Annotated in this window: 23 protein-coding genes and 1 riboswitch; of the genes, 16 read left to right on the plus strand and 7 right to left on the minus strand. The window is 56.2% G+C overall.

The window, feature by feature from the left end; genetic code table 11:
• Positions 1 to 5: 5 nt before the first annotated feature.
• Entirely contained in the window at positions 6 to 1,433 is a 1,428-nt protein-coding gene (locus ACYAC5_RS20705) for an amino acid permease (RefSeq protein WP_462063318.1), read from the minus strand.
• A 492-nt stretch (positions 1,434 to 1,925) separates the two neighbouring features.
• Between ACYAC5_RS20705 and ACYAC5_RS20710 the strand changes: the two genes are divergently transcribed.
• The gene (locus ACYAC5_RS20710; RefSeq protein ID WP_110866711.1) at positions 1,926 to 3,200 is read left to right on the plus strand and encodes a Glu/Leu/Phe/Val family dehydrogenase; all 1,275 of its coding nucleotides are present in this window, start codon (positions 1,926 to 1,928) and stop codon (positions 3,198 to 3,200) included.
• Positions 3,201 to 3,275: 75 nt separating this feature from the next.
• On the opposite strand, the gene ACYAC5_RS20715 is transcribed toward ACYAC5_RS20710, so the two are convergent.
• The gene (locus ACYAC5_RS20715; protein ID WP_101761060.1) at positions 3,276 to 3,566 is read right to left on the minus strand and encodes a hypothetical protein; all 291 of its coding nucleotides are present in this window, start codon (positions 3,564 to 3,566) and stop codon (positions 3,276 to 3,278) included.
• Positions 3,567 to 3,928: 362 nt separating this feature from the next.
• On the opposite strand from ACYAC5_RS20715, the gene ACYAC5_RS20720 reads away from it, so the two are divergent.
• Both ACYAC5_RS20720 and ACYAC5_RS20725 read left to right on the plus strand, forming a co-directional pair.
• Positions 3,929 to 4,141, plus strand: a complete 213-nt coding sequence (locus ACYAC5_RS20720) for a hypothetical protein (protein WP_462063320.1) — start codon at positions 3,929 to 3,931, stop codon at positions 4,139 to 4,141.
• A 135-nt stretch (positions 4,142 to 4,276) separates the two neighbouring features.
• Positions 4,277 to 4,669, plus strand: a complete 393-nt coding sequence (locus ACYAC5_RS20725) for a tautomerase family protein (RefSeq protein WP_462063322.1) — start codon at positions 4,277 to 4,279, stop codon at positions 4,667 to 4,669.
• Between the two features lie 101 nt (positions 4,670 to 4,770).
• Here the strand turns inward: ACYAC5_RS20725 and ACYAC5_RS20730 are convergent, their stop codons facing one another.
• From ACYAC5_RS20730 to ACYAC5_RS20740, 3 genes are read right to left on the minus strand one after another with little or no spacing between them, the layout of a single operon-like run.
• Entirely contained in the window at positions 4,771 to 6,573 is a 1,803-nt protein-coding gene (locus tag ACYAC5_RS20730) for an ABC transporter ATP-binding protein (protein ID WP_309837328.1), read from the minus strand.
• A complete protein-coding gene (locus ACYAC5_RS20735; RefSeq protein ID WP_309837330.1) occupies positions 6,570 to 8,012 on the minus strand; it encodes a M81 family metallopeptidase in 1,443 nt (480 codons plus the stop codon). Before ACYAC5_RS20735 ends, ACYAC5_RS20730 begins: the two co-directional genes overlap by 4 nt.
• A gap of 11 nt (positions 8,013 to 8,023) precedes the next feature.
• A complete protein-coding gene (locus ACYAC5_RS20740) occupies positions 8,024 to 9,157 on the minus strand; it encodes an ROK family transcriptional regulator (RefSeq protein WP_309837332.1) in 1,134 nt (377 codons plus the stop codon).
• Positions 9,158 to 9,358: 201 nt separating this feature from the next.
• On the opposite strand from ACYAC5_RS20740, the gene ACYAC5_RS20745 reads away from it, so the two are divergent.
• The 5 genes from ACYAC5_RS20745 (at position 9,359) to ACYAC5_RS20765 (ending at position 15,021) form a co-directional block, all read left to right on the plus strand.
• A complete protein-coding gene (locus ACYAC5_RS20745) occupies positions 9,359 to 10,894 on the plus strand; it encodes an ABC transporter substrate-binding protein (RefSeq protein ID WP_280173231.1) in 1,536 nt (511 codons plus the stop codon).
• 18 nt (positions 10,895 to 10,912) lie between these two features.
• Positions 10,913 to 11,833, plus strand: a complete 921-nt coding sequence (locus ACYAC5_RS20750; RefSeq protein ID WP_008108101.1) for an ABC transporter permease — start codon at positions 10,913 to 10,915, stop codon at positions 11,831 to 11,833.
• A complete protein-coding gene (locus ACYAC5_RS20755; RefSeq protein WP_137387230.1) occupies positions 11,833 to 12,699 on the plus strand; it encodes an ABC transporter permease in 867 nt (288 codons plus the stop codon). The genes ACYAC5_RS20750 and ACYAC5_RS20755 overlap by 1 nt, the downstream gene beginning before the upstream one ends.
• Positions 12,696 to 13,640: an ROK family protein gene (locus ACYAC5_RS20760; RefSeq protein ID WP_309837335.1), complete on the plus strand. Its 945-nt coding sequence runs from the start codon at positions 12,696 to 12,698 to the stop codon at positions 13,638 to 13,640. The genes ACYAC5_RS20755 and ACYAC5_RS20760 overlap by 4 nt, the downstream gene beginning before the upstream one ends.
• 148 nt (positions 13,641 to 13,788) lie before the next feature.
• Positions 13,789 to 15,021, plus strand: a complete 1,233-nt coding sequence (locus ACYAC5_RS20765) for an MFS transporter (protein WP_101761051.1) — start codon at positions 13,789 to 13,791, stop codon at positions 15,019 to 15,021.
• 104 nt (positions 15,022 to 15,125) lie between these two features.
• Here the strand turns inward: ACYAC5_RS20765 and ACYAC5_RS20770 are convergent, their stop codons facing one another.
• The gene (locus tag ACYAC5_RS20770; RefSeq protein WP_192234573.1) at positions 15,126 to 16,001 is read right to left on the minus strand and encodes a LysR family transcriptional regulator; all 876 of its coding nucleotides are present in this window, start codon (positions 15,999 to 16,001) and stop codon (positions 15,126 to 15,128) included.
• A 123-nt stretch (positions 16,002 to 16,124) separates the two neighbouring features.
• On the opposite strand from ACYAC5_RS20770, the gene ACYAC5_RS20775 reads away from it, so the two are divergent.
• A complete protein-coding gene (locus ACYAC5_RS20775; RefSeq protein ID WP_101761049.1) occupies positions 16,125 to 16,850 on the plus strand; it encodes a pirin family protein in 726 nt (241 codons plus the stop codon).
• A 129-nt stretch (positions 16,851 to 16,979) separates the two neighbouring features.
• Here the strand turns inward: ACYAC5_RS20775 and ACYAC5_RS20780 are convergent, their stop codons facing one another.
• Positions 16,980 to 17,417, minus strand: coding sequence for a 6,7-dimethyl-8-ribityllumazine synthase (locus ACYAC5_RS20780; protein ID WP_101761750.1), 438 nt, complete (start codon positions 17,415 to 17,417; stop codon positions 16,980 to 16,982).
• Positions 17,418 to 17,592: 175 nt separating this feature from the next.
• A riboswitch (TPP riboswitch) is annotated at positions 17,593 to 17,712 on the plus strand.
• Between the two features lie 129 nt (positions 17,713 to 17,841).
• Between ACYAC5_RS20780 and ACYAC5_RS20785 the strand changes: the two genes are divergently transcribed.
• The 7 genes from ACYAC5_RS20785 to ACYAC5_RS20815 are packed head-to-tail and all read left to right on the plus strand — an operon-like array spanning position 17,842 to position 23,076.
• Positions 17,842 to 18,786 (plus strand): FAD-dependent oxidoreductase, encoded by a 945-nt coding sequence (locus tag ACYAC5_RS20785; protein WP_309837338.1) that lies wholly within the window; start codon positions 17,842 to 17,844, stop codon positions 18,784 to 18,786.
• Complete coding sequence (thiS, locus tag ACYAC5_RS20790; RefSeq protein ID WP_101761748.1) at positions 18,770 to 18,967, plus strand: sulfur carrier protein ThiS; 198 nt, start codon at positions 18,770 to 18,772, stop codon at positions 18,965 to 18,967. Before ACYAC5_RS20785 ends, thiS begins: the two co-directional genes overlap by 17 nt.
• Positions 18,968 to 18,970: 3 nt before the next feature.
• Positions 18,971 to 19,729: a thiazole synthase gene (locus ACYAC5_RS20795; protein ID WP_192413250.1), complete on the plus strand. Its 759-nt coding sequence runs from the start codon at positions 18,971 to 18,973 to the stop codon at positions 19,727 to 19,729.
• A gap of 11 nt (positions 19,730 to 19,740) precedes the next feature.
• Positions 19,741 to 20,706, plus strand: a complete 966-nt coding sequence (locus ACYAC5_RS20800) for a HesA/MoeB/ThiF family protein (RefSeq protein ID WP_309837343.1) — start codon at positions 19,741 to 19,743, stop codon at positions 20,704 to 20,706.
• Positions 20,703 to 21,419 (plus strand): ABC transporter ATP-binding protein, encoded by a 717-nt coding sequence (locus ACYAC5_RS20805; protein WP_309837345.1) that lies wholly within the window; start codon positions 20,703 to 20,705, stop codon positions 21,417 to 21,419. The genes ACYAC5_RS20800 and ACYAC5_RS20805 overlap by 4 nt, the downstream gene beginning before the upstream one ends.
• Complete coding sequence (locus tag ACYAC5_RS20810) at positions 21,403 to 22,137, plus strand: ABC transporter permease (protein WP_309837347.1); 735 nt, start codon at positions 21,403 to 21,405, stop codon at positions 22,135 to 22,137. Before ACYAC5_RS20805 ends, ACYAC5_RS20810 begins: the two co-directional genes overlap by 17 nt.
• 9 nt (positions 22,138 to 22,146) lie before the next feature.
• On the plus strand, positions 22,147 to 23,076 hold the full coding sequence (locus tag ACYAC5_RS20815; RefSeq protein WP_192413242.1) for an ABC transporter substrate-binding protein: 930 nt from the start codon (positions 22,147 to 22,149) through the stop codon (positions 23,074 to 23,076).
• The last annotated feature ends 163 nt before the right edge of the window (positions 23,077 to 23,239 follow it).

Raw genomic sequence — 23,239 nt, forward strand, 5'->3', positions numbered from 1 at the left:
CCTGATCATGCCGCGACCTTCACTGCCGTTTTCCGCTTCTCCTTCATCTTCCAGCACAGCCACAGCGCAATGAACCACACCGGCGAAGCGGCTAGCGCGGCGAGCGTGTCGGGATCAAATATCATGATCACCACTGAAAACAGGAAGAACATCAGCGTTGCCCACGCCATCATCCTGCCGCCGGGCATCTTAAATTTGGATTTTTGATGCAGATCCGGGCGCTGCCGGCGGTACACCAGATAAGAGACCAGAATCATACCCCAGCAATAGATCACCAGAATGGCGGCCAGCGTCGAAACGATGGTGAACAGCGTTGTCACATTCGGCACCAGGAACAGCAGCAAGGTGCCGCTCAGCATGCAGAAGCAGGAGAACAGCAGGCTGCGCAGCGGGATACGCGTGGTACGTGAAAGAATACGAAACTGCCAGTGGGCATGCTTCTCGATCGATAAGCCGTATAACATGCGGGTGCTGGAGTAGACGCCGCTATTGGCGGAAGACATCGCCGAGGTGAGTGCGACGAAATTAATGATCGCTGCCGCCGCAGGCAAGCCGGCTTTGGCAAACAGCGTCACGAACGGGCTGGTATCCGGCGATACCCCTTGCCAGGACGTCACCGCGATGATCACCATCATCGAGAGCAAGTAGAAAATCACAATCCGCAGCGGCAGAGAGTTGATCGCGCGCGGCAAAATTTTCTCGGGATCGCGCGTTTCTGCCGTCATGGTGCCGAGCAGCTCAATGCCGGTGTAAGAGAAAATCGCGATCTGAAAACCAGCCAGAAAACCGGTGATGCCATGCGGCATGAACACCGCAGGATCGGTGAGGTTGTGCACCGAGGCTTTAACGCCATCCGGCGAGGTCCAGCCGGTAAATACCATCCATCCGCCGGTGATGATCAGCGCGATGATGGTGATCACTTTGATCAGCGCAAACCAGAATTCAGCTTCACCAAAAGCCTTCACCGACAACATGTTAAACAGACACAAAATACCGAGGGTAAATAACGCGGGTATCCACGCCGACATTTCCGGGAACCAATACTGCATATACGCGCCGCATACCACCACATCGGCGATGCAGGTTACCACCCAACTTAGCCAGTACGACCAACCGAGAAAGAAGCTGGCTTTGGGGCCGAGATAATCACTGACAAAATCGGCAAACGAGCGATAGTCGAGCCGACTAAGCAGCACTTCCCCCATTGTCCGCATCACCATATAGCTAAAAAAACCCACCAATAGGTAGATGATTAATATCGAGGTTCCGGCTACCGCAATATTGCGTCCCGCGCCCATAAACAGCCCGGTACCGATCGATCCGCCCAGCGCGATCATCTGAATATGGCGTTCGCTCAGCCCTCGCTGCAGTTTTTGCGGGGCGTCGTGAGCCCGAGCAGGCTGAATCTGCCCTTGTGTAGGTTTGTTAGACACAATGATTCCTTCAGTCTGGCGAAAAGACGCATGACGATGCCTGCCCGCAAGCATCAATGGCAAATATGGGTTGAACCTTAAAGAGGCACGTTTAAATAGATGAAAGAAAAACGAAATTAATAAAACGCTAATTCATGATGGAGGTTTCCAGCTGGGTTTTACTCATCGTGGTGGCGAGTGTTAACAAAGTCAATGCGGAAAAATAACAGTTTATTCACTTTTTGATGACCATCAAAGAACTGAAAAATAGGGATAAAATCAAAATTTATGCAATTAAGTGCATAATTAATGCATGGATATGCGCCATATGTGGCTCTTTTTTAATGCTTAGTTATTCATTTATTCAGGCATTTTTGTGTCGAAAAAGTTAAACCCCTCTTATTTGGCCTGACCCGCTTGTCTGAAAAGGTGTTAAATTACTTTCCGTCTAGTGCAATGCATTACCTTTCCACGTCTTTTCAATATAAATAACTCTGAACCTACAGGCTTCTCATGGAAAAGTTATCTTACGCTTCTGAAAGCAGTACATCTCCCTGGACTACCTACCTGAGCCAAATTGACCGTGTTGCGCCTCATCTTGGTGAATTGTCTCGCTGGATAGAAACCCTGCGTCACCCCAAAAGAGCACTGATTGTCGACATCCCGGTGCAGATGGATGACGGCTCGATTCGCCACTTCGAAGGCTATCGCGTACAGCACAATCTCTCACGCGGGCCGGGCAAAGGGGGCGTGCGTTATCATCCTGCTGTCGATTTGAATGAAGTGATGGCGCTATCCGCCTGGATGACCATCAAGTGTGCGGCGGTTAACCTGCCTTATGGCGGCGCCAAAGGCGGCATCCGTGTCGATCCGCACTCGCTGTCTGAAGGTGAACTGGAGCGATTAACCCGCCGCTACACCAGTGAAATCGGCCTGATTATTGGCCCGCAGAAAGATATTCCCGCACCCGATGTCGGCACCAATGGCAAAGTGATGGCGTGGATGATGGATACCTACTCCATGAATCACGGCACCACCATTACCGGGGTGGTCACTGGTAAACCGATCCATCTGGGCGGCTCGTTAGGGCGTGAGAAAGCGACGGGGCGTGGCGTATTTATTACCGGTCGGGAAGTGGCACAACGCTCCAATATCACCATTGAAGGCGCACGCGTGGCGCTGCAGGGCTTTGGTAATGTCGGTAGCGAAGCCGCGCGTCTGTTCGCCGAAGCCGGTGCGCGTGTGGTGGTGATTCAGGATCACACCGCAACCTTACTCAACGAAGGCGGTATTGACTTAGCCGCGTTGACTGCATGGCAGATCGAACATAAACAGATTGCCGGTTTCCCTGGCGCGCGAGAGATCGACAGAGAGCAGTTCTGGACCACCGCCATGGATATTCTGATCCCGGCGGCGCTGGAAGGACAAATTACCCGCGAGCGCGCAGAAGTTATTAGTGCCAAACTGGTACTGGAAGGGGCAAACGGCCCAACTTATCCGGATGCAGATGATATGCTCGCGAGTCGCGGCGTGCAGGTGGTGCCAGACGTAATCTGTAACGCTGGCGGGGTAACGGTGAGTTACTTCGAATGGGTGCAGGATATGGCGAGTTTCTTCTGGAGCGAAGATGAGATTAACCAGCGTATGGACCGCATCATGACCGAAGCCATGGTTCACGTTTGGGACAAGGCCGCCGAAAAGCGCTGCTCGCTGCGCACTGCCGCTTATATCGTTGCCTGCGAACGTATTTTACTGGCACGTAAAGATCGCGGTATTTATCCGGGCTAATTAATTATATTTTAAGTTTATTTAAATTAAAGGATAAACGCCTTCGTAGTGGGCAGAGGGCGTTTATCTTCGCTATTAAGCGAGGTTTACGCCGCGTAAACCTGACCAGCACCTTGCGGCGGATTGAGTAATCATCACCGAAGGATCCTCACTGAACTCGCTCACCAAAGTCACCACCCGGTCGGTTAAACTCCTTATATTCTCGCTGCCTACATAAACGTATTCATTGGTGGGTAACACATAAGTGTAGCCTTTCTCGCACACCAAGCTACGCGCGAAACCATTCTCAAGCATCGCATAGAGTAATTCAATTTGCGCGCCAGCGGTGGGTTCTTTCAATTCGATACGGATAGTATAACTGAGCATGATATTATCTCCGGTGGCTTAATTTAAGTTTACTTAAGTTTAATTGACCAGAAATGAATTTCATTTTTTTAAGATAAATCTTAGCGCGAATTTATAAGTGATGACCGCCGATAACAGTAAATACTGGCCCTATTAAGCGCAGCGACAAAAAGGGTTAAATAATAGTTATTAAATTACTCTTTTATTACGTTCGGCTTAAATAAGTTTATTTTTAATTAAAGACAGCCGACTCCACGAAGACTATAATTATTTTATGGCTCATTTTGGGCTGATTACTAAAAAGTGTACAAATAGTATCCGCAACGGGCGATTTTAAAGATTTTTATTAATTAGTATTTATCTCTGCCCATGAGGAGTAGCGGATGAACTTAAGCATCACGGATTTTTATGTCTTTAGTCAGGCAGATACAGAAGGGTGCTGCAATCTACACCGCGATAGTTGCCGCCTGGCTCCTGCCTATGATAATCGTGTGTTCATGGGATCATTTTATTCTCCTGACCATGCCTGGCAATATTTCCATACGCATTATCCCGACTGCCGAGCGGTATTTTGCTTGTTATGCATGAAAGAATAATGTGTGAAAAACCTTCTGCCTGAAAAATAGCGGCAGAAGGTTGTATTTAACTTTAACGAGCAGGAAAGAAACTGGCCAGCAATGGATGTTTTACCCGCTAGCACAACGCATCTAAGCCGTTCCAACCTCACTGTGATGAATATAGCCTGCCACCGCACGCCGCGTAAGCTGCGCCAGCATCTGCTGCGCACCATCTGCTGCATTGTGCTGACACAGTGCGATGCCCATATTTCCCGCCGCGGGCAGCAACGCATTCAGGTGATTGAATCGCTGGCGGCGCCGCGCTTTATCTACGATCGCCATTATCTCAGCGGTGGTCGTAGCGATCGCTATGTTTTGCTGAACATCGTGGCAGGCAAACCGCGCAGCGCGGAACAGAAGCGGAGAACCTATCGGGTGTTGAGTGAACGGCTGCAACAGCGGCTCAATCTCGATCCCAATGATTTAATGATCATCATCCAGCAAACCCAGCCCGAAGACTGGAGTTTTAGCGGCGGGAAGATGTTGGATTTGGGGATGATAGTTTAGAGCCGCACAAATCGTAGCGGCGCGATATATCGCGCATTGGTGCATAAACTTCATGCGTAATAAATCGCGCCGCTACAGCGTGTACGCTTTGTAAAAAGCAGTCATTCCATTACCCAATGCCCCTCACTCACCTCACGATAACGTCGCGCTTCGGGCACAAATCCCAATGCACGCACCGGGCTTTTCAGCTCGCTGATGTCAATCTGGCGCTTCACATGACGTCGCGCCGGATCGGGCACCGGCACCGACGACAGTAATTTGCGCGTGTAATCATGCTGCGGATTTTCAAATATTGCCGCGCGCGGGCCGATCTCGACGATTTCACCCAGCAGCATCACCGCCACGCGATGACTGATGCGCTCAACCACCGCCATATCGTGGGAAATAAACAGATACGACAAGCCGAGGCTCTGTTGCAGGTCGAGCAGCAGATTGATGATTTGCGCTTTCACCGTGACATCCAGCGCCGACACCGATTCATCGGCGATGATCATTTTTGGATCAAGCATCAATGCGCGAGCAATGCAGATACGCTGGCGCTGGCCGCCGGAAAATTCGTGCGGATAGCGTTTCATCATGTCAGCGGATAACCCGACGCGCTCCATCAGCGAGGCGGCTTTCGTGCGCGCCTCGGTTTTGCTGCCTAAACGATGTTGCAGAAAAGGCTCGGTAAGCGCTTCCAGCACCGACATGCGCGGATTGAGGCTGGCAAATGGATCCTGAAAAATCATCTGCATGGCGCGGCGCAAAGTGCGCAGCTCATGAACAGAAAGATTCAGTACGTCGTAACCATCAAAGGCCACTTCACCCGCGTCGGGTGTGACGAGGCGCGTCAGTGAACGTCCGGTGGTGGATTTTCCACAGCCCGATTCACCAACCAGCGACAAGGTTTCGCCCGGCATTAGATCAAACGAGATGTTCTCCACCGCATGTACCGCGCCGGTTTTGCGGCTGAATACGCCTTCGTGGATGCTGAAGCGGGTGCTGAGATTTTTCACCGACAGCAGCGGCTGCTGCGATGTCGATACAGGGTTGGTCTCAGATGCGTCGCGCGGGTCAAAGGAAAACTTACGCGGCCCAGCAATGCCGCGCATTGCACCAAGCTGCGGCACGGTCGCAATCAGCGTGCGGGTGTAATCGGCAGCGGGCGCGGAAAAAATCGCGGGGGTGGTGCCGGTTTCCATCACATCGCCTTGATACATCACCAGCGTGCGATCCGACACTTCTGCCACCACGCCCATATCGTGGGTGATAAACAGCACCGCCGTGCCTTCCTCTTCCTGCAACGTCTTGATCAGGTCAAGAATCTGCCCCTGAATGGTGACGTCCAGCGCGGTGGTCGGTTCATCGGCAATCAGCAGTTTTGGCCGCAGCGCCAGCGCCATCGCAATCATCACGCGCTGGCGCATGCCGCCGGAAAAGTGGTGCGGATAATCATTGAAGCGTTTCGCCGCGTTGGGAATACGCACTTTCTCCAGCAGCCGAATGGTCTCTTCACGCGCGACGCGTTTACTGATTTTGCGGTGATTGATCAGCGCCTCAGCAATTTGATTGCCGATGGTGAACGACGGATTCAGGCTGGTCATCGGCTCCTGAAAAATCATCGCCACCGCATTGCCGCGAATGTCACGCATGGTGGATTCACTCAGCGTCAGCAGATCGACGCCGTTCAGCAGCACTTTGCCGCTGACCCGCGCGTGGCGCATGTTGAGTAAGCGCATGATCGCCATCGAGGTGACGCTTTTCCCCGAACCGGATTCACCGACAATCGCCAGCGTTTCACCGGCATTAACGGTGAGCGACAGGTTCTTTACCACCTCGCGCCAGTGATCCTCAACGCGAAAGGCGACGGTCAGATTTTCGATGCGCAGCACCGGTTCGACTGCTGAAGCGGGCGCGTTCATTTCGCTGCCATAAAGCGTGCCGATAAGTGGCTAACCGGCAGATAAGTGAAATCGGTATCGAACGGATAGGCGGGCTGCAATTTGCGCTGGCGAGTTAAGCGTTCCACATATTGATCGACTACGCCTTCCGACAGCGCCATCAGGTTGGGATTGGCCAGCGGGGCCAGCTCCGGCGACAAATAACCGGACTTCACTACCACGATTTTAGCCGCTGCAGGATTGAGGCCGAGCAGGGCGAAATCCGCCAAGTTGTGATAGGGACGGCGACGGTCGGCGACCACCAGCGTGATGCCGTCGGTTTGCAGCAGCGCCTGTTTCGCCAGCGAACGCGCATCATCGCTGAGATGTTTCACCACAAATTCGGCCTGCACTTTGCCGCCGGCCGGATCGAGTGATGCGCCAACGGTCAGCGTTAAGCTTGCGCCAACGCCAGCAGCAAAGGCCGCGTCAGTGGCCGGTTTATCGGTGATACCAGCCACGATCACCTGCTGCGCATCCTGGCGAATCAGTTCCGCCAACACATCCGCGCGATCGCCGACGCCGCCGCCGGTGGGATTATCCCCAGAATCAGCCAGAATCACCGGCGCGGTTTCGCTGGCGATGGCCATGCTGACGCACTCTTCAATGCTGCCGGTGACGCAGCCAAAACTAAATTCATCGCGCGCCTGCCAGTAAGCCAGCGCCAGTTTAGCCGCCTGTTCCGCCAGCACATCGGCATCGGTGCCGGTCATGATCGCGGCGGCGGTGGCGCGCGGTTCATCGGCCCAGACGTAACCGACCATCAGCGACGCATCCCAGACGTGCTCCAGCTGGTTTATCGCGGGCAAACGGGCATACAAACTTTTGGCGGGTTCATCTTCGGTGCTGGTGCGTTCACCGGGTAACACCACCGGAATCGGCGCCCACACCACGCCGGGTTTGACGCCGGTTTGCAGGCTTTTCACCAGCATCGATACCGAGCGGCGCATGGTCTCTTCGACATCGATGTGCGGCGCAGTGCGATAGGTCGAGAACATATCGATGGCATCAATGATGCGTTGCGTAACGTTGCCGTGCAGATCGTAGCTGACGGTGATCGGGCACTCCGCGCCGACTAACTCGCGCGTGGCGCTGATCCAGTCGCCTTCGGCATCTTCCATGCCTTCAACATAAACCGCACCGTGCATCGCGAGATAAACGCCATCCACCGGCAAATGTGCCGCGAGGCGCGTCAGAAAATCCTGCTTAAAATCGTCGTAGGTGACGCGCGCCACCGGACCACCGGCGATGGCGCGCGCGTGGAAGGTCGGCAGAAACTCGGCATCATAATCCTGCAAAAAGGCGAAATAAGGATTGGTGGTCAGTTCATCCCCGCGCACGATGCGGAAGTCGTCGGCATAATTCAGCACCGGATTATAAGTACTGCACTCAGTATGAATGCCACCAAAAGCAATGCGCATAGCAGCCTCCGCTAGTCGGGTAAATGAATGATAAAACGATACGCCGCCACACTGGCTGCGGCTCTGGCCCAGCTCTCTTCGTTGATCACCATGCTGGCGATCGGGGTTTTGCCGATAATCGACGGCAGCACATGGCTGTCGATGGCCTGCATCACCACGGTTTTAAGCAATCCATCAAACGCATTGGGCTGATGCGCAATCACAATCAACTCGGGATCGTTCATCTGGATAATATTGGCGATGGATAAGCCCAGCGCATGACCGGCCTGATGCAAAATGGCAATCGCCGCGCTGTTACCTTTCACCGCCAGCGCTTCCAGTTCGGTAATCGATTCACACTCTAGCGCTTTATCACGCACGCTTTCGCGGATGGCGGTTAACGAGGCCAGCGTATCGAGGCAGCCGCGTTTGCCGCAGCGGCAGGGACGTCCGCCGGGCTCGATGGTGCAGTGGGCGATTTCACCGGCAGCGCCGTGCGCGCCCCGATGCAGTTGGCCCTGAAAGAAATGCGCCGACCCAATGCCGTCACCGTGCGAGATCAGGGTGAAGTTGCGCGTCTTTTTTGCCACGCCGAAAATCTTCTCGCTCACCGCCAGCGCTTTGGCATCGTTTTCTAACGACACTTCCAGCCCGGTTTGCTGTTTTAGCAGTTCCGCCAGCGGCACGTTCTTCCAGCCCAGCAGCGCCGACTGCACGCAAATCGCCTGATGTTCATCGACAAAGCCGGAAAGCGTCACGCCCAGGCCAATCAGCTGATCCTGCGTAATTGATTTCTGCGCAATCAGGTTCGGGATCGCCGCTGCAATGGTTTTTGCCAGCTGCGGTGGATCGAGATTCAACGGCATCTGGGTGGCGGCCAGCGTGCGGCCGTGCATATCAATCAGCACTAATACCACGCGTTCGTCCAGCAGCGAGGCACCGAGAAAATAGGCGCTGTCGGCACGCATTTTTAATAACACCGATGGGCGACCCTGGCCGCTGGATTCCGGAATACTCTCTTCCAGCAATCCGGCCTGCAGCATCTCTTTCACCAGCGTGCTAATTGCGGCTTTGCTTAATTTCATTTTTTCCGCAAGCACGGTGCGGCTCATGCCATGCGACGCAATAAGTAAGCGCAGAATTTGTTGCTGGTGGGCATTGAGCATTGAAGTTCTCACAGCGTTAGCACTATGCGCTGACAATAATAAGGACAGAAAACAAATACAATGCTATTTAGTTAAATTTCTGAATGTAGATCTGATTATAAGTAAATTATATGAACCAACCTATTGGCTTTTGTTTGGTGAGTGTGGCTTATATAGCGTGGATATTTCACCGATCGTTTCAATGATTCATTGAGGGCCTTCATGGAAAGCAAAAATAAGCATTTCAAGGTACTGACGCTGGCTGGCTGTTTACTGGCGTCGATGGCGAGCGCCTCCGTTTTTGCCAGCCAGCTGGTGATCATGCAGAACGAACCACCGCGCAGCATGGATCCTGGCAACCAAACCGCGACCTTTACCGGCACGGTGCTGGACCCAATGTACGAAGGCCTGACGCGTCTCGGTGATGACGGCAAAATCATTCCGGCATTGGCATTATCCTGGACATCCGATGACAGCGGACTTAACTGGACCTTTACCCTGCGACCCAATGTGAAATTCCACGACGGCACGCCCTTTAATGCCGATGCGGTAGTGGAAAACTTCCAGCGTCATTTGAATACGCAGCGCGGTTTAGCGGGTAGTGGGAAAATTCGCACCTTTATTCAGGACGTGAAGAAAAAAGACGATCTTACCGTCACGTTTCAGCTGAAAAAAATCAATCCGGCTTTTTTAACTGTTTTAGCCTCCGGCCCAGGATTAATGGTGAGCCCAAAAGCGGACAAGGCGGGCAGTATTAACAATAAAGCCGACGGCACCGGGCCTTATAAACTGGTGCAGTACAAATCCGGTGAATATGTACTTGAACAAAAGAATCCCGACTATTGGGGAAAATCTTCCGGGCCGGATGAAATTAAATGGACGTGGAGCAGCGAGCCTTCGGTGATGAATATGGCGCTGCAATCGGGTCAGGTTGATATTATTAACCCGGTGCCGCCGCAGTTTGCCGGCATGTTAAAAAACAACGCCAACGTAAATCTTAAACAGTCGCCGGGCGCGGCGGTGTTCTGGGTCGATCTCAATACCCAAAGCAAAGCGCTGAGCGATGTGCGCGTGCGTCAGGCGCTGAATTTCGCCACCGACCAGCAGGCGCTGGTGAAAGCCATCATGTTTGGTTATGCGCAACCGGCAAACTCCGCGTTGGCACCGGTCGATCCCAACTATGACAAAAGCTTGCATGACTATCCGTACGATCTGCAAAAAGCCAAAGATTTGCTGAAAGCGGCGGGCTACGCCGACGGTTTCCCGATGTCGATTGCGGTGCAGGCGCCGGATGCGCGTACCGCACAAGTGCTGCAGGGCATGTGGAGCAAAATCGGCGTGAAACTTAACGTGCGCCAGATGGAGAGCGGCGTGTGGACCAAAGCGGCATTTGCTGATGGCAAAGAGAAAGCCGCGCAGGGCACCGATGCGGTGCTCGCGTCCTGGTCTTCCGGTTTATATGGCTCAGATCTGCAGCTGCGTCCGCTGTATCACACCAGCAGCTTTGCGCCGGGCGGGGCCAATCTGGGCTTCTTCAGCGACAAGCAAACCGATGATCTGATCGATACCGCCGCATCCACACTCGACGATGCCAAACGCAAAGATCTCTACTTCCAGGCGCAAAAACAGATCAGCGGATTAGCGCCGCAGGTGCTGCTGTTCTATCAGGACGATCTCTATGCCGCACGTAAAAATATCAGCGGCGTGGTTATGCAACCGGGCGGACAAATCGTCGTGCGCGACGCAGTGAAGCAATAACCTCATGGCTGATGTGATATGAAAGCGTACGTCGCAAAAAAGGTGCTTTCGCTGCCGTTAATCATTTTCGGCGTGTCGATTATCGTGTTTATCGCCATCCGCGCGCTGCCGGGCGATCCGGCGCGGCTAATGGCGGGACCGGAAGCGCCGCAGGAAGCGGTGGACAGTATGCGCGTGCGGCTGGGGCTCGATCAGCCGCTGCCGCTGCAATATGTCAAGTTCGCGGCGGAAGCGCTGCACGGCAACCTTGGCTTGTCGTTGCAGTCGCAGCGTCCGGTGATGACGGAGATCAGCGAGCGTTTGCCGTACACCTTATCGCTGGCGGCGCTGGCGTATCTGCTGGCGATTGCGATAGGTGTTCCGGCGGGCATGACTGGCGCCATTTATCGCCAGCGGATTCCGGATCAAATCGTGATGGTGTTGACCATTGCCGGTGCGTCGATTGCCAACTTCTGGCTGGCGCTACTGGCGATGAATTACTTCGCGGTCGAGTTGGGCTGGTTACCGCTGCTGGGCGCCGATTCGTGGAAAAACTACATCATGCCCACGGTTACGCTGGCAATCCTACCGATGGCGATGATCGCCCGCATGACGCGTTCCAGCATGCTGGATGTGCTGAGTCAGGATTACATCCGTACCGCCAAAGCCAAGGGATTATCCTCCGCCAGCATTAACTGGAAGCATGCGCTGCGAAATGCACTGATCCCGATTGTCACCATTGTGGCGCTCAACTTCGGCAGCCTGATTGGCGGCGCGGTGGTCACTGAATCGGTGTTCAATTGGCCGGGCATTGGCCGCTTGCTGGTGGATTCGGTGCGCTACCGCGATTATCCGGTGATTCAGGGCGTGACGCTGGTGGCCGTGACTGGCGTGGTACTGATGAATCTGGTGGGCGAAATCCTGATTGGCTTGCTCAATCCAAAAATAAGGTTCGACTGATGAACAGCATTGATACTTCCGTGCTGCCGCCGCGTTCGCGCAGCCGACACCTGATCAGCACTTTACTGGCAAATCCGTCCATTGCCATCGGCGGTGCGTTAGTGCTGCTGGTGGTGCTCGCCGCCGCGCTGGCCCCGCTGATTACCCATTGGGATCCGGTGGAGCAGGATCTGCTCAACACCTTGCAAGCGCCGTCGGCCGCGCACTGGTTTGGCACCGACGATTATGGCCGCGATATTTTTTCGCGCGTGATTTACGGCGCGCGTATCACGCTGTTTGAAGTGAGCCTCAGCGTCGCGATCTCCATGGTGATCGGTATTCCGCTCGGCATCATTTCCGGCTTAGCGGGACGCAAGATGGATGCGCTGATCATGTGGGTAATGGATATCATCTTCGCCTTTCCCGGCATCGTGCTGGCGATTTTGATCGTTAGCGTGCTCGGCGAAGGACTGACCAATATGCTGATCGCCATTTCGCTGTTTTCGATTCCGGTGTATGCGCGTCTGAGCCGCAACCTGACGCTGGGCCTGAAGAACATGGAGTACATCGAAGCGGCGCATATGCTCGGGGTGCGCTATCCGCGCATCATTACGCACTACATTCTGCGCAACTCAATTGGACCGCTGATTGTGCAATCCACGCTGACGGCGGGCGCGGTGGTGCTGTCCGCCGCCAGTTTGTCCTTCCTCGGTTTAGGCGTGCAGCCGCCGATGCCGGAGTGGGGCACCATGATGAGCGATGGGCGCAACTTCCTCGGCCTGAATATTTATGTGTCACTCTTCCCTGGATTGGCGATTTTGATTACCGTGCTGGGCTTCAATGTGCTGGGCGACGGTTTGCGTGATGTGATGGATAAACGTTTATGAGAAGACAATCTGCGGTGATTTGCCTCGATCTGGGCGGCTCTTTTATCAAGCTAGGCGTGATGAATGCGCAGGATCAATTAATCCTGCTCGATCAGCATAAAATTCCGGCTACCAGCTGGGACGATTTCACCGCGCTGGTACGTCGCATGATAGCCCAGCATCACCTGCAGTTTACCGCCAGCAGTGCGGTCGCGATCTCCACCGCGGGCATTGTGGCACCCGAAACTGGCGAGATATTTGCCAGCAATATCCCCGCGTTTCACCAGCACAGTTTGGCGAACGAGCTGGGCGCGCTGCTGCAACGCCGGGTGATTGTGCATAACGATGCCGACTGCTTCACGCTGGCGGAAGCGCTGGCGGGCGCGGGAAAAGGTCACAAAGTGGTGTTTGGCGCGATTCTGGGTTCGGGCGTTGGCGGCGGATTGGTGGCAGATGGCCGCATCATTACCGGGCAAAACGGATTGACCGGCGAATGGGGACATGGGCCGATCACGTTAACCGAAGTGGAGATTGGTGGCGTCACGCGGCGACTGCCGCGTAAGGCGTGTCCATGCGGGCAAAAGGGCTGTCTCGACAGCTACGGCGGTGCGCGCGGGCTGGAAAATCTGCATCAGACGTTACATGACCGCACGGCGAGCAGCGTTGAGATTATCGAATGCTGGCAGCAGCAGGATGCGCTGGCGCAGCAAACCGTTCAGGCATGGCTGCAAATTGTCGGTCAGCCGCTGGCATACACCATCAATATCACCGGCGCGTCGCGCGTGGCGGTGGGAGGCGGATTGGCATCGGTGGCTCCGCTGATCGCGGCGTTAAATGAGGTGGTGCAGGGTTACGTATTACGCCGCACCGCACATCGTCTGGTGGTGCCAGGTGAGTTCGCGCATCACGGCGGCATGATGGGCGCAGCGCTGTTGGCGCTGCAGAATACGCATACTCCTTAGCGGCGCGATTTATCGCGCAATGAATTGCGCCGCTACGGAAGCGGGATTTTGCGCTATCATAAGCCGCTCACTCTGCTCAGTCCTGACGATGATTGTTTCAGGCAATCACGATCCTGACTGAGTTCTTCACTTGCGGTTCGGAAAACTCATGTCATCAGTACAACCCCAACTTACTCAGCTGCCGGATGAGGCATCGCTGCCGCGTCAGAGCGTGCTAAAAGCTTTGTTCGCGCTCGGCACCGGCGGCTTTGCCATTGGTACCGGCGAATTCGTCATCATGGGACTGCTGCCCGATGCAGCCAAAGGTCTCAACGTATCGATCCCCTCGGCCGGGCATCTCATCAGCATCTATGCGCTGGGCGTGGTGATTGGTGCGCCGCTGCTGGCGGTGCTGGGCGCGCGCGCTTCACGTCGTAATTTCCTGATGACGCTAATGGGCCTGTTTGCCGCCGGCAACCTGCTGAGCGCCATAGCGCCGGGATACTACTCGATGCTGCTGGCGCGTTTCCTCGCCGGTTTCCCACATGGCACCTTCTTCGGCGTGGCGGCGCTGGTCGCAGCCGGTTTGGTTGAACGGCGCAAACGCGCGCAAGCGGTCTCGATGGTGCTGTTCGGCCTGACCATCGCCAACTTACTCGGCGTGCCCGCCGTCACCGCTATCGGCCAATGGTTTGGTTGGCGCGATGCCTTTGCCATTGTCGGCGGTCTGGCGCTGGTGACCTTGCTGCTGATCTGGCTGTGGGTGCCAAACGTAGCGGGCGACAAAAATGCCAGCCCGCTGCGCGAATTGTCGGCGCTGACGCGCAAACAGGTACTGCTGACGCTGGCGATTGGCGCGGTGGGCAGCGGCGGTTTGTTTTCGGTGTTTAGCTACGTGAAGCCGACCATGACCGAACTGGCGCAGATGCCGGTGAGCTGGATCCCGGCGGTGCTGGCGTTGTTTGGTTTAGGCATGATCATCGGTAACATCGCTGGCGGTCGTCTGGCCGATCGCGGCATTGAAAAGACCATCCGCATTTTGCTGATCTGGTCATTTTTGGTGCTCAGCGCCTTCGTGTTTGCCGCGCATTATGCGCTGGCAGGTGCCATCAACGTCATGCTGGTGGGCACCATGGTAGCGCTGGCGGCGGTGTTGCAGATCCGTTTGATGGATGTTGCCGGTGATGCGCAAACCATGGCGGCGGCAATGAACCATTCGGCGTTTAACCTCGCTAACGCGCTCGGTGCATGGCTGGGCGGCGTGACCATTTCAGCTGGTCTGGGATGGCAATCCACCGGTTGGGTAGGCGCGATTCTGGCGGTGTTGGGTCTGCTGATCCATGCGGTGGCGATGCGCGATGCGCGCCGTAAATCGATTACCTTTGCACACGAAAGTCATTAACACCCTACCTACCGTAGCGGCGCGATATATTACGTATTGCCGGGATGGGCACATTGCCGCCCTTGATATGCGCATTAGATCGCGCCGCAACGGGGACTTAATTTTTACGCCAACTTCTGCTGCAAAAATGTCATAAACACCCGATTGATCTCACTGCGCTGACGGTGCTGCGGATAGAGCGCATTGAGATGGAGCGAGGTCGGCTGCCACTCTTCCAGCACCTTCACCAGCTCACCGCTCGCCAGCGCTGGCGCCACAATAAACTCTGGCAGCATAATCAGACCCAATCCGGCCACTGCTGCGTCGCGCAGCATTTCCCCGTTATTACTCACCATCGGCCCATGCACGCTAATCACTTTGCGCTGGTCGCCGTTAAACAGTTCCCAGCCGGTCTGGCTTTCGCGCCCGTAGCGCAGACACAAATGCTCGCTCAGCTCCTCCGGCGTTCGCGGTGCGCCTGCGCCCTGCAGGTAGGACGGGCTGCCGCAGATCACGCGGCGGAACTCGCCCAGTCGCCTGGCGATCAAACTCGAATCTGGCAGCGTACCGATGCGAATCGCCATATCAAATCCTTCACCCACCATATCGACATGCCGATCCGCCAGTTCAACCTGAAACTGCAACCCCGGATGCTGGCTGAGAAACTCGGCAATAAACGGCGACAAATGGCTGATACCAAACGACATCGGCACGCTCAGGCGGAAGCTGCCCTGCAGCACCTGACGACGCCCCGATACCGCCAGCTCGGCTTCCTGCACATCATCGAGAATGCGCTGCGCGTGCTGCGCAAACAGCTGGCCGTTATCGGTTACCGATAACTTCCGCGTGTTGCGATTCAGCAGCCGCGCGCCAAGCGACTCCTCCAGCGCGGCGATGCGGCGGCTGACATACTGCTTCGACAGCATCAGCTGTTCGGCGGCAGCGGTGAAGTTGCCAGCTTTGATGACGGCTACATAAATACGGAGATCTTCAATCTGCATATTGTCCACTTTTCGGTGACAGTCATTGTCATTTTGACGCATTGTTAGGCAAATCAGTTTACGTATACTTGTTTGCAACGGGAAGGGCAATCGCCTCCCAACAGCAAATTTGAGGAGCAGACCATGATTGAACAACGCCTGTCAGAACAACGCGGAGTGGGTGACCACGGTTGGTTGAACTCGCATCATACGTTCTCTTTTGCCAGTTACTGGGATCCAAAACAAACCGGCTTCTCAGATTTGCTGGTGATCAATGATGACCGCGTTGCACCGGGTCGCGGTTTTGGTGCGCATCCGCACAACAACATGGAGATCATCTCCTACGTGCTGGAAGGCGCGCTGGAGCATAAAGATTCCATGGGCACCGGTTCGGTGATTGTGCCGGGTGATGTGCAGCTAATGAGCGCCGGCAGCGGCGTCACGCACAGCGAGTTTAACCACTCGAAAACGGACAACGTGCACTTCCTGCAGATCTGGATTGTGCCTGGCGAACGTAATTCGCCTCCCGGTTATCAGCAGATTTCAGTGGCGGAACGTGACAAACGCGGTCAGCTGCGCCTGATTATTTCGCCGGCAGGGGATAACGGTTCACTCAGCGTGCGTCAGGATATTCGCGTTTATGCCGGACTGTTCGACGGTGTCGAGCAGCAAACCTTCGCGTTGGATGCCGATCGTTACGCCTATATTCACGTGGCTCGCGGCAGCATCGAAGTGAACGGCGTGAAGTTCAAAGAGGGCGACGGTGCACGCGTTCGCAACGAAAGCGCGCTGCAGTTTGCTAACGGTGATGATGCGGAAGTGCTGGTGTTTGATCTGCGTCCGCTGGAAGTGAATCATCCACAGCGTTAATGACGAATAGCAAGTACTTTGTTCGTTAGACTATTTTACGAGATGACTGGCACTATTCTGAAAATGAGCCGTTGAAGGTCATCATAAATAAAAAGGGAGCGCCTGAAGAGGTGCTCCCTTTTTAATGCATCAATCAATCGACAAATTATGGATCGCTAACACTGCGCGCGCCGCTTCTTTGCCTTTCTTAATGAAATGCTCGGTATAGAAGTTTTCAATCACATCAACCGGCTGGAAATTATGTGGCGTTAAAGAAACGGAAAATACCGGTACGTTGGTGGTCAGCTGCACATTCATCAAGCCATCAACCACCGCAGCGGCAACGAAATCATGGCGATAGATACCGCCGTCAACCACCAGCGCAGCGCAGACAATCGCATCGTATTTGCCGGTTTCGGCCAAACGCTTAGCCAGCAGCGGCATTTCAAATGCGCCAGGCACTTCCAGCACTTTTAATTCCGCTTCTACGGATTGATCGGCTAATTCTTTTTCAAAACCCACCAAGGCATTATGGACAATTTCTTTGTGCCAGCCGGCTTTAATAAATGCAATTTTAATATTGTTCATGGTTATTCCGACATCACCTGTAATGTTTTCTTGCGCATAAAATAATGTGTTTGTATACCATATGTTACGTTTGTGATCCACAAAGCCTAAGTAGCGATAAATGCCGTGATGCTAAATGCCACGTAAAGCATCCGGTTATTCCGCGCTTGACGGCGACCATCGCCTGCAATACAAATAGACGCGTCGGGGGAGTCTCGCCAAAGAGACTGAGAGGCTAATAGCGCACTGCGCGGTTTAGCGACCCTTTGAACCTGACCCAGTTGATACTGGCGTAGGAAGACTGACAGTCTTTATCATTGGGCTGTCTGGCGCTCAAACCAGCTCGATGTATGCGCCATTTCCCTTCTCCTGTATCTGCGGGTCTCAGCTAACACTGAGAGGCCGATGTGAATTCCCCCTGTTTGAACATCCTGGAACCGGCGCTGTGAGCCGCTGGAGCGTGCTTGGCTGCGGCGTGGCGGGCCTATGCGTAGCCACTTTACTAGCGGAACGCGGTGAAGACGTTGAGGTGATGGGCGATGACGCGCGCCGCCCGGCATCGTGGTTTGCTGGCGGCATGCTGGCGCCCTGGTGTGAAGCCGAGAGCGCGCCGCGCGATGTTATCACTCTTGGGCAACACGCCGCCGCGTGGTGGCAACAGCGCGTCAGCAGCGTCGAGCATCAGGGCACGTTGGTGGTTGCGCCGCCGCGCGATAGCCAGGAACTCAACCGTTTCGCCCGCATGACCGAGCAGCATCAATGGGTCGATCCCGCCAACATTGAACCGGCGCTGGAAGGGCGCTTTACGCGCGGTCTGTTTTTCGCCGGTGAAGCGCATCTCGATCCGCGTCTGGCGTTGCAGGAGATGCGTGACGCGCTGATCGCGCGCGGCGTGTCATTCAGCAATCACGCGCCGAGCGGCCAAATTATCGATTGTCGCGGCATCCACGCTGCGCCGCAACTGCCGCGCCTGCGCGCGGTGCGCGGCGAGATGCTGATTTTGCACAGCGATGAAGTGCAGTTTTCCCGCCCGATTCGTCTGCTGCATCCGCGTTTTCCCTGCTATCTGGTGCCGCGTCGCGGCGGCCATTTTATGCTCGGCGCCACCATGATTGAGAGCGACGATGCCAGCGCCATCAGCGCGCGCGCCATGATGGAGTTACTCAGCGCCGCCTATGCCATCCATCCCGCATTAGCCGAAGCGCGCGTGATTGAGAGCGGCAGCGGGCTGCGTCCGGCTTATCCGGCGAATCTGCCGGAAATCCACTATCACAATCACACCTTTTATCTCAACGGCATGTATCGCCACGGTTTTCTACTGGCGCCAATGCTGGCAGAGCAGCTGATGCAACGCATTTCTGGGGAGCTCAACTATGAATATTCAGCTTAACGGCCGCCTCATCAACACGCAGGCAACAAGCCTGAGCGAATTGCTGATCGAGCAGCAAATTGATGTGGCCTGCGTCGCCACCGCCTATAACGGTGCGTTTGTGCCAAAAAGTCAGTACGACACGCAGCGGCTGGATGAAGGTTGCCAGCTTGAAGTGCTGTCACCGATGCAGGGAGGTTAAGCGATGTTTTACGATTTTGAACCGCAATCACGCTTCCTGCTCGGCACCGCTGGCTATCCTTCACCCGCTATTTTGCAGCAGGCGATTGCCGCCGCTGGCACCGACATCATCACCGTCAGTTTGCGGCGCGAAGGCGCGGCAGGCGCGGCATTCCGCGAACTGCTGACCAGCCTCAATATCCGCGTGTTACCGAATACCGCCGGTTGTCACACGGTAAAAGAGGCCGTCACCACCGCGCACATGGCGCGCGAACTGTTCAACACCGCGTGGATCAAACTGGAAGTGATTGGTCATGCCGACACGCTGCAACCCGATCCTTTCGCACTGGTGGAAGCCGCGCGCATCCTCAGCGCAGAGGGTTTTCAGGTATTTCCGTACACCACCGAAGATCTGATCGTCGGCGAAAAGCTGCTGGCGGCGGGCTGCGAACTGTTGATGCCGTGGGGCGCGCCGATTGGTTCCGGCCAGGGTTTGCGTAACATCGACGGCCTGCGCGCCATGCGTGCGTGGTTCAGCGACATCCCGCTGATCATTGATGCGGGCATTGGCGCGCCGTCGCAGGCGGCGCAGGCGATGGAAATGGGCTTCGATGGCATTTTGCTCAACACCGCCGTCGCCAAAGCCGGCGATCCAATCGGCATGGCCAACGCTTTCCGGCTGGCGATTGAAGCCGGACAAGCCGCGCGCGCTGCCGGACTGATGGAGAAGCGCGATATGGCAGCCGCGTCCACGCCGATCTTCGGCCTGGCAAATCTGAGTTAAGGACGGCAACTATGCAACGTTATCAACGCCAGATGATGCTGGCGGAAATCGGCGAAGCCGGGCAGCAAAAGCTACTTAACGCGCGCGTGCTGGTGGCGGGCGCGGGCGGACTAGGCGCCACGCTCCTGCCGCAGCTGGTGGGCGCGGGCGTCGGCCATATTCGGCTGTATGACGACGATGTGGTGGCGCTGCATAACCTGCATCGGCAAACGCTGTTTACGCAGCAGGATATCGACCAGCCCAAAGTGCTGCGCGCGCAGCACGCCTTGCAGCAGCGCAATCCGCAGGTGCAAATCGAGGCGCTGCAGCAGTCGCTGAGCGCCAGCAATCTGCAGCAGGCGCTGGCGGGATGCGATCTGGTGATCGACGCCGCCGATAACTTTGCCGTCACCTACCAACTTTCCGATGCTTGCATGCAGGCGGGCATGCCGCTGATCAGCGCCTCGGTGCTGGGGCGGCAAGGTTACGTCGGCGGATTCTGTGGCGGCGCGCCGAGCTATCGCGCGCTGTTCCCGCGCTTGCCGTCATCGGCCGCGAACTGCAACACCGCAGGCGTGATGGGCCCGGCGGTGGCAACGCTCGGCGCGATGCAGGCGCAGATGGCGCTCAGCGTACTGCTGGAATTACAGCCTTCACCGCTCGGTTGTCTGGTGAACTGCGATTTTGTGAACTGGCACTTCCGCCAGTTCCGCTTTGATGATGCTGAAGAGCCGGAATATGCGGTGCCGTTTATCGACCTGCAAATGCTGGCCGCCGATGACTGTATTGTCGAACTGCGCAGCTGTGAAGAAGCGCCGGTCAGCGTGGCGGATGGCGTTGAGCGCATCTTGCCGCAGGCGATCGCCGCGTGGCAGCCGCCCGCCCAGCAGCGCATCGTGCTGGTGTGCGCCAGCGGCATCCGTGCCGCGCAAGCCGCCAGCGCCCTGGCGCAGCGCGGATTTCATCAGCTGGCGATTCTGGCGGCCAATCGCCCATGAATCACGACATTCTCTTCAACGATGTGAGCTTTAGCTGGGGCGATAAACCGCTATGTCAGCGGCTGAATCTGCACCTGCGCGGTGGCAAAACCACGGTAATGCTGGGACGCAGCGGCATCGGCAAAAGTACGTTGCTGCGGTTGGTGGCCGGTTTACTCCAGCCGCAGCAGGGCGCGGTGCAGGGCTTGAGCGGCAACGTGGCGTGGATGGGCCAGCAGGATCTGCTGTATCCGTGGCTGACGGTGCTCGACAACGTGATGCTGTCGGCGCGGCTCAGCGGCGACAAGCCGGATCGCCCGCGTGCGCTGGCGCTGCTCGAGCAGGTAAAACTCAGCGACGTTACGCATGCACCCCCGCATCAACTCTCCGGCGGCATGCGGCAACGCGTGGCGCTGGCACGCACGCTTTATGCGCAGCGCGACGTGGTGCTGATGGATGAACCCTTCGCCACGCTGGATGTGATGACCAAACTCAGTTTGCAAACGCTGACCGCCCGATTACTGCGGGGCAAAACTGTGCTGCTGGTGACGCACGATCCGCTGGAAGCGTGCCGCATGGCCGATGACATTCTGCTGCTGCAAGGCCAGCCGCTGGCTATCGAAAGCTGGCCGGTTGCTGGCGGTGACGCGCCGCGTCCGTTTGATCATCCCGACGTCCTGCAGGCGCAGGCGCAACTCTTCTCCCGACTGAATACCCATGAAAACAGTGTTTAGCGCGATCTACCTGATCGTGGTGCTGCTGTGCGGCTGGCTGCTGGCGCGTCACAGCGGCGTGCCGAGTTTCCTGCTGCCCGCGCCACAGGCGGTGCTGGAGGCGCTGTGGCTGCATCGTCAACTGCTGTGGCATCACGCGCTCTATACGCTGGCGGAAATTGTGCTGGCGCTGCTGTTGGGCGTCGGCGCGGGCGTGACGCTGGCGGTGCTGATGGCCGCCAGTTCGCTGCTGCGTCGCGTGCTGTTTCCGCTGGTCACCGCCAGCCAGGCAATCCCGGTGTTTGCCCTCGCGCCGCTGCTGGTGCTGTGGCTCGGCTTTGGCATCGCCTCAAAAGTGGTGGTAGCGGCTTTGATCCTGTTCTTCCCGCTGTGCTTGTCACTGTTTGATGGGCTGTGCCGTACGCCGGTCGGCTGGCTGGAGCTGGCGCAAACCTCCACTTCATCGCGTTTCTGCATCTTCTGGCGCGTGCGCTGGCCCGCCGCGTTACCGCAGTTTTTCTCCGGCCTGCAGATGGCGGTGGTGTTGGCCCCGATTGGCGTGGTGATTGGCGAATGGGTCGGCGCCAGCGAAGGGCTCGGCTATCTGATGATGCAATCCAACGCGCGACTGGAAACCGCCACCAGCTTCGCGGCGCTGCTGCTGTTACTGATTCTGGCGCTGCTGCTTTCGGGCAGCGTGGCGTTGATGCGCAAGAAAATCCTCTGGCAATCTACATAAGGAAATACCGTGAAAACCCTACGAATGGCATTGACCGCGTTGCTGCTGCTGGCGACCGCTAACGTGCAGGCGGCGGAGAAAGTTCGCCTGCTGCTTGACTGGTTTATCAACCCCAATCACGCGGCGATTTTTGCTGCCCAGCACAGCGGCGCGTTTAAGAAAGAGGGGCTGGATGTGGAGATGATCGCGCCCGCCGATTCCGCGTCCGTGCCGCTGCTGCTGGCGGCGGGCAAAGTCGATCTCGCCGTAAGCTACCAGCCGCAGCTCTACACGCTGGTGGATAAAGAGGTGCCAGTGATCCGCGTCGGCACGTTGATTAATCAGCCGCTGAATACGCTGACCACGGTGTCAGACGATATTCACTCGCTGAAGGATTTCGCTGGCAAAACCATCGGCTACGCGGTGCCGGGCACCGAAGATGTGGCGATCCGCAATATGCTGACTTCGCAGGGCGTTGATGCCGACTCGGTGAAGCTCATCAACCTGAATATGGATGGCACCTCCGCGTTGCTGACGCACAAGATTGATGGCGCGATGACCATTTTCCGCAACTATGAGCTGCTGGATCTGAAAGACAAAGGCGCGCAGCCCACGGTGTTCAAGCCGGAAGATTACGGCGTGCCTGCTTATGATGAGTTGATCATCCTGGCAAACCAGAAAACTGCCGCGCAGGACAAACGCATTCCGGCGTTTTTACGTGGCCTGGATGCCGGCGTGGCGTGGCTACGCGCGCATCCGCAGGAAGCGTGGCAGGCGTTTATCGAAAAATATCCCGAGCTGAATACGCCGCTCAATCACCAGGCGTGGCAGGCCACGTTGCCATATTTCGCCGCGCACAGCGCGGCGTTTGATCAGGCGCGCTATCAGGCGTTTGGTGAGTATATGAAGGGTAATGGTGTGATTAAGGCTGTAGCGCCGATGGCGCGTTATTCGTTGTAGGTTGGTGCGATTTGCCCCTCACCCCAGCCTTCTCCCGCGCGCAGGAGAAGGAGCCGGCCGCGCCCACCTAACCATTCTCTCCACCTAATTATTCCCTCTCCCGCCTGCGGGAGAGGGTTAGGGTGAGGGCATCCGTTTACAATTTCCCTTGCACCCGCACTTA

Source organism: Pantoea sp. y20 (assembly GCF_054903455.1).

What these genes read in the sequence shown, in the direction of transcription:
- ACYAC5_RS20710 (WP_110866711.1), top strand. Translation starts at nt 1,926, where the DNA reads ATGGAAAAGTTATCTTACGCTTCTGAAAGCAGTACATCTCCCTGGACT.
- ACYAC5_RS20715 (WP_101761060.1), bottom strand. Translation starts at nt 3,566, where the DNA reads ATGCTCAGTTATACTATCCGTATCGAATTGAAAGAACCCACCGCTGGC.
- ACYAC5_RS20720 (WP_462063320.1), top strand. Translation starts at nt 3,929, where the DNA reads ATGAACTTAAGCATCACGGATTTTTATGTCTTTAGTCAGGCAGATACA.
- ACYAC5_RS20725 (WP_462063322.1), top strand. Translation starts at nt 4,277, where the DNA reads ATGAATATAGCCTGCCACCGCACGCCGCGTAAGCTGCGCCAGCATCTG.
- ACYAC5_RS20730 (WP_309837328.1), bottom strand. Translation starts at nt 6,573, where the DNA reads ATGAACGCGCCCGCTTCAGCAGTCGAACCGGTGCTGCGCATCGAAAAT.
- ACYAC5_RS20735 (WP_309837330.1), bottom strand. Translation starts at nt 8,012, where the DNA reads ATGCGCATTGCTTTTGGTGGCATTCATACTGAGTGCAGTACTTATAAT.
- ACYAC5_RS20740 (WP_309837332.1), bottom strand. Translation starts at nt 9,157, where the DNA reads ATGCTCAATGCCCACCAGCAACAAATTCTGCGCTTACTTATTGCGTCG.
- ACYAC5_RS20745 (WP_280173231.1), top strand. Translation starts at nt 9,359, where the DNA reads ATGGAAAGCAAAAATAAGCATTTCAAGGTACTGACGCTGGCTGGCTGT.
- ACYAC5_RS20750 (WP_008108101.1), top strand. Translation starts at nt 10,913, where the DNA reads ATGAAAGCGTACGTCGCAAAAAAGGTGCTTTCGCTGCCGTTAATCATT.
- ACYAC5_RS20755 (WP_137387230.1), top strand. Translation starts at nt 11,833, where the DNA reads ATGAACAGCATTGATACTTCCGTGCTGCCGCCGCGTTCGCGCAGCCGA.
- ACYAC5_RS20760 (WP_309837335.1), top strand. Translation starts at nt 12,696, where the DNA reads ATGAGAAGACAATCTGCGGTGATTTGCCTCGATCTGGGCGGCTCTTTT.
- ACYAC5_RS20765 (WP_101761051.1), top strand. Translation starts at nt 13,789, where the DNA reads ATGTCATCAGTACAACCCCAACTTACTCAGCTGCCGGATGAGGCATCG.
- ACYAC5_RS20770 (WP_192234573.1), bottom strand. Translation starts at nt 16,001, where the DNA reads ATGCAGATTGAAGATCTCCGTATTTATGTAGCCGTCATCAAAGCTGGC.
- ACYAC5_RS20775 (WP_101761049.1), top strand. Translation starts at nt 16,125, where the DNA reads ATGATTGAACAACGCCTGTCAGAACAACGCGGAGTGGGTGACCACGGT.
- ACYAC5_RS20780 (WP_101761750.1), bottom strand. Translation starts at nt 17,417, where the DNA reads ATGAACAATATTAAAATTGCATTTATTAAAGCCGGCTGGCACAAAGAA.
- thiS (WP_101761748.1), top strand. Translation starts at nt 18,770, where the DNA reads ATGAATATTCAGCTTAACGGCCGCCTCATCAACACGCAGGCAACAAGC.
- ACYAC5_RS20795 (WP_192413250.1), top strand. Translation starts at nt 18,971, where the DNA reads ATGTTTTACGATTTTGAACCGCAATCACGCTTCCTGCTCGGCACCGCT.
- ACYAC5_RS20800 (WP_309837343.1), top strand. Translation starts at nt 19,741, where the DNA reads ATGCAACGTTATCAACGCCAGATGATGCTGGCGGAAATCGGCGAAGCC.
- ACYAC5_RS20805 (WP_309837345.1), top strand. Translation starts at nt 20,703, where the DNA reads ATGAATCACGACATTCTCTTCAACGATGTGAGCTTTAGCTGGGGCGAT.
- ACYAC5_RS20810 (WP_309837347.1), top strand. Translation starts at nt 21,403, where the DNA reads ATGAAAACAGTGTTTAGCGCGATCTACCTGATCGTGGTGCTGCTGTGC.